The sequence below is a fragment of the Kurthia sp. FSL E2-0154 genome, from assembly GCF_038003625.1.
Classification (GTDB): Bacteria; Bacillota; Bacilli; order Bacillales_A; family Planococcaceae; genus Kurthia; species Kurthia gibsonii.
Genome location: NZ_JBBOPO010000001.1, coordinates 1,539,103 through 1,553,313, shown reverse-complemented (window position 1 = coordinate 1,553,313; position 14,211 = coordinate 1,539,103). Strand labels below are relative to the sequence as shown.

Genomic DNA, 14,211 nt, shown 5'->3' with positions numbered 1-14,211 from the left:
GTTGATTAAATGAGACGTTTTTTAGAAGCGATTCGAGAAGCTTTCGTCGTGTTCGCAAAGTGCCATTTCGTCACTTCATAAAGTGCGTCCTCACCTTGCGTCAATAAAATTTGCGCAGCAACTTCATCGACCTTTGCACTAGCTCCTTTTGGTAAAGTCACACCGACTTCTTTTGATAGACGGTCCATCTCACGTAAAAAAGCATAGCGTGCAATAATCGAAGCGGCAGCTACAGAGAGATGAAGCTGTTCAGCCTTCGTAGCAAATAACACATTTTCGCGTACGATTTCTTTTTCATTTTTCAAATGATTATAATACGTATTACGCTCAGCAAATTGGTCAATTAAGATGGCTTCAGGTTTTTCAGGTGCAATTTTAGCTAAGACTTTTTTGAGTGCCTGGTTGTGAAGAACGGCTTTAATTTTACCTTGTGACCAACCTTTTTCTTGTACTTCATTATACTTTTTGTTGTGTAAGATGAGTAGTGAGTACGTAAGTGTTTTAATCAAATCAGGTGCGATCTTTCGCATGAAGTCATCTGTTAGCATTTTTGAATCTTTCACGCCAAGTTCTTTTACCAGTTCAATTTGATGTGCTGGAACATAGACCGCTGCAACTGTAATCGGGCCAAAGTAATCACCCGTACCTGTTTCATCTGAACCGATGACAGACTTTGATGCAAAATCTTCAGGCAACGTATCGCCCTTCGATGACGTCACATTCTTTGATGGATTTGGTGTACCAAACTGTTGCGCTTCCTCTGCCGCACGTCCACCTTGGAACATAACTTTTCCAGAGCGATAAGACGTGATCGAGACTCCATTTGCTTTTGCTGCAAATATAACCCCAGGTGCATTACGCTCGACTTTATAGGGTGCGTAATGTGCGTGAACTTTCTGTTGTGCTTCTTTCGTTAGTTGAATGACAATATTAGACATATTTTTAACACCTTTCGTTGTATCATTATTCACAGAATGAATGATTTCATGGTATGATGAGAATGAGATTTTTAAGGGAGGGATACTGTTGGGAGATTGTCCGAAAAATCGCATTGCCATTGAAATATATGGTCAAACATACAATATGGTTGGACCAGAGTCAACTGCTCATATGCGTGCTGTCGCTGCCACAGTAGATGAGCGTATGCGAGAGATCAAACTTGCAAACCCTGTGCTTAGCAGTACCCAACTTGCTGTACTTACTGCTGCCAACGCAGTAAATGATTTAATGAAGCTGCAACAAAAATATGAAGCCTTAGAGGCGGAACTGAATAAACAAAAGGATGAAGTGAATGATTGACCTACTTATCATTATATTATTTATAGCAGCACTTGTATCCGGCTATAAAAAAGGGTTCATCACGCAGTTGCTGAACTTGGTCGGTCTACTAGTTGCGCTAATCGTTGCTTATATTTATTATAAGCCTTTTGCGGAGAAAATCGTACTGTGGGTTCCATATCCAGCAGTTACGGAAAATACGGCACTGAAGTTTGCCAATGACGCACTTGATTTGAATTTAACATTCTATCAATTGCTAGCATTTGCTATTATTTTCTTTGTTATTAAAATTGTATTAAGCATTTTATTCTCAATTTTTGATTTCTTAAAGGATATACCAGTACTCGGTGTATTCAATCGCTTCCTCGGTTCATTACTTGGTTTTGTACAATGCTATATTATGTTATTCATCATTTTATATGTGTTAGCATTACTACCAATCGATTCGATTCAAAAATATGTAGAAAGCTCAATTTTAACGAAAGTCATATTGGAATTTACACCGATTTTATCATCGCTGTTCCAAAAGATGTGGTTCGTGTATTTACAGTAATTACATACCACCAACCTAATCAAAGAGAGCTGCTCCGTTTTTCGTGAGTAGCTCTTTTTTTCAGAAGGAGTTTGAAGAACATGAATAAAAAAGAAGTCATCAAAGTACTAGAAAAGATTGCTACCTATTTAGAGTTACAAGGCGCAAATGCCTTTCGAATTTCTGCCTACCGCAAAGCAGGTGCAGCGCTTGAAAACGATCCGCGTAGTATGGAAGAAATAGATGACGTAACAGCTTTAAAAGGAATTGGTAAAGGGACAGCTTCTGTTATTACGGAATTGCTTGAAACTGGCGAGTCATCTGAGTTAAAGCAATTACAACAAGAAGTACCTGTAGGACTACCACCTTTATTAAAAATCCCAGGACTCGGCGGTAAGAAAATTGCAAAATTATACGCTGAACTCGGCATTGATTCAGCTGAATCGTTAAAAACAGCTTGTGAAGAAGGTCGTGTACAGCAACTCGCTGGTTTTGCTAAAAAGACCGAAGAAAAAATTCTTGCTGAACTTGAAAAGTTGGGCAAGCGTTCAGAAAGTCATCCACTTTGGCAGTTAGAAACGATTGTGCCGAAGTTAGATGCGATTCTTACTTCAATTGAAGAAATCAATACGTTCTCAGTAGCAGGTAGTTATCGACGAATCAAAGAATCGAGTAAAGATGTTGATTATATGATTGCGACAAATAAACCGACTGCTGTAAAAGAAGCTATTTTAGCGCAAGTAGAAGCAGCAGAAGTAATTGCAGCTGGCGATACCAAAATATCTGTTGTTTTAACAGGTGAAGATGCACCGAATGTCGATTTTCGCATTGTAGAACCTGAACAGTATGCAACAGCACTTCACCACTTTACAGGTTCTAAAGATCATAATGTGCGCATGCGCCAAATCGCAAAAGAACGCGGTGAAAAAATTAGTGAATATGGTGTGGAATTAGCAGATGGTACGATGCAAACTTTCCAAACAGAAGCGGAATTTTTTGCACACTTTGATTTACCTTTCATTCCACCGACTTTACGTGAAGGAAAACGTGAGTTTGAAAGCTATACGGATATACCAAAGCTTGTTACAATAGAAGATGTTCGCGCAGATTTGCATATGCATACGACATGGTCAGACGGTGCGCATACAGTCGAAGAAATGGGACGAGCTTTAATCGAGAAGGGCTATACGCATGGTGTGATTACCGACCACTCGCAATATTTAAAAGTAGCGAATGGTTTAACACCAGAACGACTGCTACAACAACAAGAAGAAATCTTCGCTTTTAATAAACAAGTAGAAGGATTCCACTTATTACGCGGTACAGAGATGGATATTTTACCAGATGGCACACTTGATTTTTCAGATGATGTACTGGCGAATTTAGATTTTGTTATTGCGTCGATTCATTCAAGTTTTAGTCAGCCACAAGAGCAAATTATGGAACGACTGCATACGGCGATGAAAAATCCACACGTTGACATGATTGCCCATCCAACAGGACGTGTTATTCATCAGCGTGACGGATATAATCCAGATATGGAGCAATTGATTGCATGGGCAAAAGAATACGGTAAGATTTTAGAGCTAAATGCCAATCCATATCGACTTGATTTATGTATCGAACATTTAGAAATGGCTGCAAAAGCAGGTGTGAAGGTTGCGATTAATACAGATGCACATGCCATTGAACAGTTACGTTATATGGAAATCGGTACAAAATATGCGCAAAAAGCATGGCTTCATAAAGATTTAATTGTGAATACATGGTCATTTGAGCGCTTTATGGAGTTTTTAATGAATAAATGAGGAGGTGTTTTGAATGATTGCAGAACGCGCATTGAAAACACTAGAATATGAAAAAATTATTGAACAGGTTGCTAATTACTGTACGAATTCAATTGGTAAATCAACGATTGAACAATTAAAACCAGAAACAACTTTAGAAGAAGTAAATCGTTTATTAGATGAAATGGACGAGGGGCTTGCCATTTTACGTCTTCGCTCGAATGTACCACTTGGTGGCATTTTTGATATTCGTCCAAGCGCGAGACGTGCACAAATTGGCGGTGTACTCAGCCCATCAGAATTAATGGAGATTTCGTCTACCATTCGTGCGAGCCGTATTTTTAGAGAATTTATCGAAGAAATAATGATAGACGAAGACTTAGAGATTCCTTATTTTGAAGAGAAAAAGGAACAACTTCCGATTTTGACAGGACTACAACATGAGATTAATAGCTGTATTGATGATAATGCTCATGTGACAGATTCAGCGAGTTCAGCACTTCGTACAATTCGTCAGCAATTACGTATGCAAGAAGGACGTGTACGTGAACGTTTAGCGAGTTTAACGCGTGGCACGAATGCTGCAAAAATGTTATCAGATTCGATTATTACGATTCGTAATGACCGCTTTGTAATTCCTGTAAAAGCTGAATATCGTAGCCACTATGGTGGTGTCGTGCATGATCAATCTTCATCTGGTCAAACACTTTACATTGAACCTGATTCAGTCGTGCAAGCGAATAACGAAATTCATAGTTTAAAAGTGAAAGAAAAAGCAGAAATCGACCGTATTTTAGGTGTACTATCAGGCATGGTACAAGAAGTGGCACATGAATTATTCGTCATGGTACAAGTACTAGGTCAGATCGATGTCATTTTAGCAAAAGCTAAATATGGACAGGCGAATAAATGTTCAAAACCAACAATGAATGCAGAAGGTTATATTAAATTAACTGCAGCAAGACACCCGTTACTTGACCGCGATATTGCAGTTGCGAATAATATTGAATTTGGTCGCGAATTTACAGCGATTGTGATTACAGGGCCGAATACTGGTGGTAAGACAGTTACATTAAAAACAGTCGGTCTATGTACATTGATGGCGCAATCAGGTATTCCAGTACCTGCATTAGATGGTTCAGAATTAGCCGTATTTGATCAATTATTTGCAGACATTGGTGACGAGCAGTCAATCGAACAAAGTTTATCGACATTCTCAAGTCATATGGTAAACATCGTAGATATTCTACAAAAGTTTGATGAGAATTCACTTGTCCTATTTGATGAATTAGGTGCAGGAACAGATCCACAAGAAGGTGCTGCACTAGCCATTTCAATTTTAGATGAAGTACATGGACGTGGTGCGCGCGTTATGGCAACAACACACTATCCGGAATTAAAAGCTTATGGATTTAATCGTCCGGCTGTCGTTAATGCAAGTGTGGAGTTTGATGTCGAAACATTAAGTCCAACATATCGCTTATTAATCGGTGTACCTGGACGTTCAAATGCCTTTGAAATTTCAAAACGACTAGGTCTACCTGAACACATCATCGAAACATCACGTTCTTACATAGGAACGGAGACACATGAAGTTGAATCGATGATTGCTTCATTAGAAGAATCTCGTTTGAAATCTGAAAAAGATGCAGAAGAAAGTGCACGACTATTAGAGGAAGCACGTATTCTACAAGCAGACTTAGATGCACGCTTAAAAGAATATGATGAGTTAAAAGAACAATTAGAAGCAAAAGCAAAAGAAAAAGCGAAGAAAATTGTAGAAGAAGCAAAACGTGAAGCAGAGTCTGTAATTGATGAGCTACACAAAATGCAGATGAATGCGCATAAAGTTGTCAAAGAGCATGAAATCATTGAAGCGCGTAAACGTTTAGAAGATGCTGCACCAGCAGAAAATAAAGTGTTGAAAAAACAACGTCAAATTCAAGAACGTGCACAGCAACTGCAAAAAGGTGATGAAGTCAAAGTAACAACCTATGGTCAAAAAGGTGTATTAATTGAAAAAGCATCGGATCATGAATGGGTTGTACAAATGGGTATATTAAAAATGAAGCTAGATGAAGCCGATTTAGAATATATCAAACCTGAAAAAGTAAAAGAGTCTGTCAACGTGACGAATGTACGTGGACGTGACGCTGTGAAATTAGAGCTTGATTTACGCGGTGAACGTTACGAAGATGCGCTATATCTTACAGAAAAATATATTGATGATGCTTTGTTATCGAACTATCATCGCGTATCCATCATTCATGGTAAAGGAACCGGAGCATTACGAAAAGGCGTACAAGATTTATTAAAACGTCATCCACGTGTAAAATCGTATCATTTTGGTGAAGCGAGCGAGGGTGGGTTCGGTGTTACAATCGCCGAATTAAAATAGAGAGAAGAACGGAGGTTTTCGTTCATGGATGCATTTTGGCAACATCCTGCTGTTATTATGACAGGATATTATAGTGTGGTCGTCCTTTGTTTAATTGTGTCAATGGCTATTTTCGAAGCTGTTACACGCTATAAAAATTGGCAAGAGATTAAAAATGGGAATATGGCTGTTGCTTTTGCAACAGGAGGTAAAATCTTAGGAATTTGCAATATTTTCCGCTACTCGATTGAGAAGAATAATTCACTCCCAGAAATGCTTGGATGGGGACTATTCGGTTTTATTCTCTTAATTATTGCTTATTTATTATATGAGTTTTTAACACCTTCTTTTAAAATTGATAAAGAGATTGCAAAAGACAATCGTTCAGTTGGCTTTATTTCCTTTGCCATCTCCATCGGCTTATCTTTTGTCATCGGTGCGAGTATTTCTTAATGAAAGCCAGTGTGATGTAAAAATCACGCTGGTTTTTTATTTTTTCATAAATAACATAGCGTATTCGAGTGTAAAAAGAACATGAAAGACAATTATTTATAATGAAATAGAATTTTTCTGAACATTTTCTATGAATAGTCATTCATTTGTGTTAAAGTGTTGGTATATAGGGAAATGTGAAAACTTCGTATGTTTTGTTTCGTTTTTGTTGGAAAAATGCATTTTTTTCTTATTCATCATTTGAAAGCGTTCACAAACTTCTATATAATAAGAAGTAATATTTAACAAATTTTATAAGGAGTGGATTGAAATGACTGAGAAGGTTTGGTTGAAGCATTATCCAAATTACATTCGTGCAAATTTGGATTATGAAGAAATTCCGTTACAACAGTTTTTAACAAATGCCGCAAGGAACACCCCTGAAAAAATTGCTATTCACTTTATGGGAAAAGATATTAAGTACAAAGAGTTACATGAATCTTCACTAAAGTTTGCCCAATACTTACAACAATTAGGTATTGAAAAAGGAGACCGAATCGCGCTTATGCTCCCGAATACACCCCAAACGGTCATCTCTTATTACGGCGCACTTTATGCCGGTGCAACAGTTGTTATGACGAATCCGTTATACACAGAGCGAGAAATTGAGTATCAGCTAAAAGATTCAGGTGCAAAAGTAATTGTTAGCTTAGATATTTTATATCCACGTATTATGAAAGTATTTAAAAATACGGCACTTGAAAATGTCATTATTACAAGTATTAAAGATTACTTACCATTCCCTAAAAATTTGTTATATCCGTACGTGCAGAAAAAAGAACAAGGTGTGCAAGTCCATGTTGCCCATAGTGGAGTTAGCCATCAATTTATGGAGATTTTAAAAACGTCACAAGCGATTGAACCAACGATTGATTTTAATTTTGAAGAAGATTTAGCATTGCTTCAGTATACAGGCGGTACGACAGGTTTTCCAAAGGGTGTTATGCTGACGCATAAAAATCTCATTGCGAATACACGAATGTGTGCTGAATGGTTAACAGAACCGAATGCACAAAGTGAACCTCCTGTTATTTTAGGAATTTTGCCAATTTTCCATGTATATGGTATGACAACCGTTCTATTGTATACAGTCATGCAAGGTGGCAAGATGGTGCTGTTACCGAAGTTTAATGCAGAGATGATTTTAAAGACGATTCAAAAGCAGCGCCCGACATTATTCCCTGGTGCACCGACAATTTATATTGGCTTAATTAATCATCCGCAAATCAAAAAATATGATCTTTCTTCTATTAAAGCATGTATTAGTGGTTCGGCTCCGCTACCAGCAGAAGTACAAGAACAGTTTGAAGAATTGACAGGTGGTAAGTTAGTCGAAGGTTATGGTTTAACAGAATCATCACCTGTTACACATGCTAATCTCTTATTCGAGAACATTCGTCAGAAAAATTCAATCGGTATTCCATGGCCAGATACAGATGCCATGATTGTTGATGGGTCAATCGAACGTCCAAGAGCGAACGGCGAAATCGGTGAACTCGTTGTAAAAGGTCCACAAGTTATGAAGGGGTATTGGAATCGTCCAGAAGAAAATGCGATGACATTAGAGGATGGTTGGCTAAAAACAGGCGACCTTGGTTATATGGATGATGACGGTTTCTTCTACGTAGTAGATCGTAAAAAAGACGTGATTATTGCAGGTGGTTATAATATTTATCCGCGCGAAGTCGAGGAAGTATTGTATGAACATTCAGATGTAGTAGAGTGTGTAGCAGCCGGCGTTCCAGACCCGTATCGAGGTGAGACGGTTAAAGCATATATCGTATTGCGTGAAGATGCGACAACAACAGAAGCAGATTTGAATAAATTCTGCCGTGAGAACTTAGCTGCTTATAAAGTGCCGCGCATTTACGAATTTAGAGCAGAGCTACCAAAAACAGCAGTTGGTAAAATTTTACGTCGCGCTTTAATTGATGAAGAAAAAGAAAAACAGCAACAACCACGACAAGAACAGGCATAATGACAGAGAATGCTTGACATTATTTTCAATGAATAATATCATAACACTATGAATGAATAACCATTCATTATTGTTTAGAAAAGTGGTGTGATTTGTATGAAAAGAGAAAAACCGAAGTATAAGCAAATTATTGATGCCGCAGTTATTGTAATTGCAGATAATGGCTATCATCAAGCGCAAGTATCTAAAATTGCAAAACAAGCTGGTGTAGCAGATGGCACAATCTATTTATACTTTAAAAACAAAGAAGATATTTTAATCTCGGTGTTCCGAGAAAAGATGGCTGTATTTATTGAAAGCTTGCAAGAAGTTAATCAAGAAAATACGACAGCGGCTGAAAAGCTCGAATTTATGATTACGAATCATTTCCGCGTGTTGTCGAATGATAAATATTTAGCGCGTGTCACGCAATTGGAATTACGACAATCGAATCGTGATATTCGCCTAAAAATCAACGCCGTATTAAAAGAATATCTTGAACAACTGGATACCATTTTAGAAGAAGGGGTAAAAGCTGGCGAGTTTGATGCCAATATGGATCTTCGCTTAGCACGACAATTGATTTTTGGAACAGTTGATGAAGTGACGACATCATGGGTTATGAAAGATCACAAATTCGACTTAACTGCACAAGCACCAAAAGTATATCAATTGTTATTAAATGGTATTAAAGGTTAAAATGAATATAGGTAAGTTTTTCCACTTACCTATATTTCTACAACAACATATACGAAAAGGGGTAAGAACATGGAATTTCTAAAGCTAAACAATGAAGACGGTGTCGCAGTCGTTACAATTGTAAGGCCACCAGCAAATGCAATGAGTCAACAACTTGTAAAAGAGATTGCAGAAGCACTTGATCAAATTGAGAAAGACCATTCAACGAGAGTTGTTGTAATCCATGGCGAAGGAAGATTCTTCTCAGCCGGCGCAGATATTAAGGAATTTCTATCCGTTCCAAATATCACAGCACATGTTTCTGAAGCACAATCTATTTTTGAACGTCTTGAAACGTTCGAAAAACCTGTCATCGCTTCGATTCATGGCGCAGCTTTAGGAGGCGGTTTAGAATTGGCGATGAGCTGTCATCTTCGCTATGTTTCTAAAACGGCAAAGCTTGGATTACCTGAGCTCTCATTGGGACTAATTCCTGGCTTCGGAGGAACACAGCGACTTCCGCGGTATGTTGGCTCAGCGAAAGCTGCTGAAATGATGTTTACAAGTGATCCAATCTTAGGAGAGGAAGCTGTAAACTGGGGCTTAGCCAATGCGTCATTTGAAGAAGAGGAACTGTTGGGTAAAACACTCGACATTGCGAAAAAGATCGCACTAAAAAGTCCAATCTCTTTGAAAGCTACAATAGATATGCTGAACTTCTCAAAAACAGATCGTTTTTACACTGGAATTGATGAAGAAGCACAAGCATTTGGTCGCGTATTTGCAACAGAGGATGCGAAAGAAGGAATCACAGCCTTTGTTGAGAAACGTCAAGCAGTATTTAAAGGAAAATAATACTATTTAGGAGGTTTACATTATGAACATCTATGTATTAGTGAAAAGAACTTTTGATACCGAGGAAAAAATCGTCATCTCAGGTGGCGCAATTCAAGAAGACGGCGCAGAATTCATCATCAACCCGTATGATGAGTATGCGATTGAAGAAGCGATTAAAGTGCGCGATAGCGAAGGTGGAACAGTAACAGTTATTACAGTTGGTAATGACGAATCTGAAAAACAACTTCGTACAGCATTAGCGATGGGTGCAGACCAAGCAGTACTCATCAACGCAGAAGATGCAGAAGACTTAGATCAATTCTCTGTCGCAACAATCCTAGCAGCTCACTTAAAAGAGCAAGATGTTGATTTAATCTTTGCAGGAAATGTTGCAATTGACGGTGGCTCAGGTCAAATCGGACCACGTCTAGCAGAATTATTAGATATTAACTATGTAACAACAATTACAGGTTTTGAATTAAATGGACGTGACGTGAAAATTGTGCGTGACGTAGAAGGTGACTCAGAAGAGATTACAACATCTCTACCACTTCTTGTAACAGCACAACAAGGACTAAACGAACCACGCTACCCTTCATTACCAGGTATTATGAAGGCGAAAAAGAAACCTTTAGAAGAATTAGAATTAGATGATTTAGATTTAGATGAAGACGATGTAGAACCAAAAATCAAAACTGTAGAGGTATTCTTAGCACCAGAAAAACAAGCTGGTCGAGTTCTCGAAGGTGAGATTCGTGACCAAGCGAGAGAATTAATTTCGTTATTACGTTCAGAAGCAAAAGTCATTTAATAAACGATGAAAAATTGATTGGAGGAAGAACATATGTCTAAAAAAGTAGTTGTATTAGCAGAAGCACGTGAAGGCGCATTACGTAATGTTTCATTTGAAGCAATTAGCGCAGCGAAGAAAATTTCGGATGGTGGCGAAGTAGTAGTAGCGCTATTCGGTCAAGATGTTTCAGGATTAGCCAATTCATTATTCGAGTACGGCGTAAATCGCGTTGTTTTAGTGGAACATCCACACTTGAATTTCTATACAGCAGATGGTTACAGTCAGGCACTACTTGCAGTTGTAAACCAAGAAAAGCCAGAAGCAATTGTGTTAGGTCATACAGCTCTTGGTAAAGACTTATCTCCAAAAGTGGCAAGTCGTTTACAAACAGGCTTGATTTCGGATGTAACGTCAATTGAAGGAGAAGGCGACGATGCGCAGTTCATTCGTCCAATCTACTCGGGTAAGGCTTTCGAAAAAGTGGAAGCAGCAAGCGAGCCGTTATTCGTAACGGTTCGTCCAAATAACATTGAACCACTTGAAGCAGAAGCAGGCAAAACAGGTACAGTCGATACATTATCAGTAGATATTACAAATTTACGTACAGTGGTTGAAAACGTAATTCGTAAAGCAACAGATGGTGTAGATTTATCAGAAGCAAAAGTCATCGTATCAGGTGGTCGTGGTGTGAAGAGCGAAGAAGGTTTTGCTCCGCTAAAAGAGTTAGCGAACTTACTTGGCGGTGCAGTTGGTGCATCACGTGGTGCATGTGACGCAGAATATTGCGATTACTCATTACAAATCGGTCAAACAGGTAAAGTTGTAACACCTGACTTATATATCGCAGTTGGTATTTCAGGTGCCATTCAACATTTAGCAGGTATGTCGAATTCGAAAATTATCGTAGCGATTAATAAAGATCCAGAAGCGAATATTTTCAAAGTAGCAGACTACGGTATTGTTGGTGACTTATTTGAAGTGATGCCGCTATTAATTGAAGAAGTAAAAGCATTAAAAGCGAGCGTATAATGAAAAGAACTGTTCCTTTGAATTTCAGAGGAACAGTTTTCTTTTGTCAAAAGTGAAGCAGAAAGATTGGCAAGTTCACTCTTTTTTTAATATAATAAAATAAAATCATGGATTTGAAATATAAAATACAAGATTTTTGTATGAAAATGAAGTAAGAGACGATTATGTAGGCATATTTATACGAATTCAAGTCGTTCCATGCTATAATTCAAACATATCGTTTATATAAGAGGAGGAAATAAATTATGGCAATTGTATATTCAACAGACGAATCATTCCAACAAGACGTAGCAGAAGGTGTAGTACTAGTAGACTTTTGGGCTACTTGGTGCGGACCTTGTAAAATGATTGCACCAGTTCTTGAAGAACTAGATGCAGATTTAGATGGTAAAGCAACAATCGTAAAAGTGGATGTAGACCAAAACCAAGAGACAGCTGCTCAATTTGGCATCATGTCAATCCCAACACTACTTGTTTTCAAAGATGGTAAACCAGTAGATAAAACAGTTGGCTTCCACCCGAAAGAAGCTTTAGCAGATTTACTAGCTAAACACATGTAATCGTGAATTAAACTTGAATAGAGGCTGTCCTGCATAACAGGTACAGTCTCTTTTTTTGAAGGTGATGAAATGAACGAAATCAAACAAAAATTAGCTGTTCTCCCTGACCAACCAGGTTGCTATTTAATGAAGGATCGTCAAGGAACAGTCATCTATGTCGGTAAAGCGAAAGTACTGAAAAATCGTGTGCGCTCTTACTTTACAGGCTCGCATAATGAGAAAACAGCACGCCTTGTTTCAGAGATTGTCGATTTCGACTACATTGTAACATCTTCTGATTTAGAGGCTTTTTTACTTGAATTGAACTTAATTAAATTACATGATCCAAAATATAACATCATGTTAAAAGATGATAAAACGTATCCTTATTTGAAAATAACAAATGAACCGCATCCACGTTTGTTAATGGTGCGAAAAGTTAAGAAAGATCGTGCAAAATATTTTGGACCCTACCCGAATGCTTATGCAGCAGCAGAAACGAAAAAGCTATTAGACCGTATCTATTCACTGCGAAAATGTGATGTCATGCCTAATCGTGTCTGTCTATATTATCATATGGGACAATGTTTAGCCCCTTGTGTAAAAGATGTACCAAAAGATGCGTATAAAGAGATGATTCAAGAGATTACAGACTTTTTAAATGGCGGACATGAGCATGTAAAGACGGAACTAGAGGAAAAGATGTATAAAGCATCTGAAGCACTCGATTTTGAACGAGCAAAAGAGTTGCGCGATCAAATTGCGAATATCGATCAAATTATGGCGAAACAAAAAATTACGAAGACGACGGACTTTACGAATCGTGATATTTTTGGTTTTGCAGTGGATAAAGGATGGATGTGTGTTCAAGTATTCTTTATTCGTCAAGGGAAGTTGATTGAGCGCGATGTATCATTATTCCCTTCATATGGTGAACCACTAGATGAATTTACAACTTTTATTGCGCGTTTTTATGAAGAAGCGAACCATTTAAAACCGTCTGAAATTATCATACCAAAAGAAGTGGACGCAGAGATGTTGCAACAGGCTTTAGACATTAAAGTACATGCGCCACATCGCGGCTATAAAAAAGAAATGCTCGATTTAGCAACACAAAATGCGCATGTGAAAATTGATGAGAAATTTAATATGCTACAGCGCCAAGAAGAGCGAACAATTGGTGCGTGTGAAGAGCTAGGTGATGCGATGAATATTCAAACACCACTTCGCATTGAAGCATTTGATAACTCACATATTTTTGGGTCGGATACGGTATCTGCGATGGTTGTATTTGAAGATGGTCGCCCGCGTAAAAAAGACTATCGTAAATTTAAAATTCAAACAGCTTCTGCGCATGATGATTATGGTGCGATGCGTGAAGTATTAAGAAGACGTTATCAACGTGTTGTAAAAGAAGGACTACCACTTCCAGATCTACTTGTAACAGATGGTGGGAAAGGGCAGATGGAAGTCGCGCGTGAAGTACTTGAAGATGAACTAGGTCTTGATATTCCGATTGCAGGTCTTGCAAAAGATGATAAGCATAAGACAGCCCAGTTACTTTATGGTAATCCGCCACAGATTATTCCACTGAAAAGAACGAGTGAAGGGTTCTATTTGCTGCAACGTATTCAAGATGAAGTGCATCGATTTGCGATTAATTTTCACCGTCAATTACGTGAGAAGAATGCACTCACTTCGCAACTGGATGACATTCCAGGTGTTGGACCAAAGCGGAAACAACAAATGTTAAAATACTTTGGTTCGATGAAAAAAATTAAAGAGGCAACAGAAGAAGAATTAATTGCTGCTGGATTACCGAAAAATCTGGCTAGTGCCGTAATTGCGCATTTTCTGAAAAAATAATTGTCTTTTGCCAAATATTGTGATAAAGTAACGTTAATTAAAAATC

At 38.1% G+C, this 14,211-nt stretch carries 13 protein-coding genes; 12 read left to right on the top strand and 1 reads right to left on the bottom strand.

From position 1 onward, the window contains the following. Positions 1-5: 5 nt before the first annotated feature. Positions 6-938, bottom strand: coding sequence for a ribonuclease HIII (gene rnhC / locus MHB75_RS07650; protein ID WP_340996880.1), 933 nt, complete (start codon positions 936-938; stop codon positions 6-8). 88 nt (positions 939-1,026) lie between these two features. Between rnhC and zapA the strand changes: the two genes are divergently transcribed. From zapA to uvrC, 12 genes are all read left to right on the top strand, one after another. Continuing rightward, positions 1,027-1,299 (top strand): cell division protein ZapA, encoded by a 273-nt coding sequence (gene zapA / locus MHB75_RS07645; RefSeq protein ID WP_068452044.1) that lies wholly within the window; start codon positions 1,027-1,029, stop codon positions 1,297-1,299. Then, complete coding sequence (locus MHB75_RS07640) at positions 1,292-1,831, top strand: CvpA family protein (protein ID WP_141274525.1); 540 nt, start codon at positions 1,292-1,294, stop codon at positions 1,829-1,831. Before zapA ends, MHB75_RS07640 begins: the two co-directional genes overlap by 8 nt. 80 nt (positions 1,832-1,911) lie before the next feature. Continuing rightward, positions 1,912-3,618, top strand: a complete 1,707-nt coding sequence (gene polX, locus MHB75_RS07635; RefSeq protein WP_340996878.1) for a DNA polymerase/3'-5' exonuclease PolX — start codon at positions 1,912-1,914, stop codon at positions 3,616-3,618. A 13-nt stretch (positions 3,619-3,631) separates the two neighbouring features. Further along, the gene (locus MHB75_RS07630) at positions 3,632-5,995 is read left to right on the top strand and encodes an endonuclease MutS2 (protein ID WP_340996876.1); all 2,364 of its coding nucleotides are present in this window, start codon (positions 3,632-3,634) and stop codon (positions 5,993-5,995) included. A 24-nt stretch (positions 5,996-6,019) separates the two neighbouring features. Further along, the gene (locus tag MHB75_RS07625) at positions 6,020-6,427 is read left to right on the top strand and encodes a DUF350 domain-containing protein (RefSeq protein WP_141274528.1); all 408 of its coding nucleotides are present in this window, start codon (positions 6,020-6,022) and stop codon (positions 6,425-6,427) included. A 310-nt stretch (positions 6,428-6,737) separates the two neighbouring features. Further along, positions 6,738-8,444: a long-chain-fatty-acid--CoA ligase gene (locus MHB75_RS07620; protein WP_340996873.1), complete on the top strand. Its 1,707-nt coding sequence runs from the start codon at positions 6,738-6,740 to the stop codon at positions 8,442-8,444. A gap of 96 nt (positions 8,445-8,540) precedes the next feature. Next, a complete protein-coding gene (locus MHB75_RS07615; RefSeq protein WP_068452060.1) occupies positions 8,541-9,122 on the top strand; it encodes a TetR/AcrR family transcriptional regulator in 582 nt (193 codons plus the stop codon). 69 nt (positions 9,123-9,191) lie between these two features. Continuing rightward, positions 9,192-9,956 (top strand): enoyl-CoA hydratase, encoded by a 765-nt coding sequence (locus tag MHB75_RS07610; RefSeq protein ID WP_340996871.1) that lies wholly within the window; start codon positions 9,192-9,194, stop codon positions 9,954-9,956. A gap of 22 nt (positions 9,957-9,978) precedes the next feature. Next, positions 9,979-10,749: an electron transfer flavoprotein subunit beta/FixA family protein gene (locus MHB75_RS07605; protein WP_141274530.1), complete on the top strand. Its 771-nt coding sequence runs from the start codon at positions 9,979-9,981 to the stop codon at positions 10,747-10,749. A 33-nt stretch (positions 10,750-10,782) separates the two neighbouring features. Continuing rightward, the gene (locus tag MHB75_RS07600; RefSeq protein WP_340996870.1) at positions 10,783-11,760 is read left to right on the top strand and encodes an electron transfer flavoprotein subunit alpha/FixB family protein; all 978 of its coding nucleotides are present in this window, start codon (positions 10,783-10,785) and stop codon (positions 11,758-11,760) included. Between the two features lie 245 nt (positions 11,761-12,005). Then, the gene (gene trxA / locus MHB75_RS07595; RefSeq protein WP_068452072.1) at positions 12,006-12,320 is read left to right on the top strand and encodes a thioredoxin; all 315 of its coding nucleotides are present in this window, start codon (positions 12,006-12,008) and stop codon (positions 12,318-12,320) included. A 69-nt stretch (positions 12,321-12,389) separates the two neighbouring features. Beyond that, on the top strand, positions 12,390-14,165 hold the full coding sequence (uvrC, locus tag MHB75_RS07590) for an excinuclease ABC subunit UvrC (protein WP_340996867.1): 1,776 nt from the start codon (positions 12,390-12,392) through the stop codon (positions 14,163-14,165). Positions 14,166-14,211 lie beyond the last annotated feature (46 nt).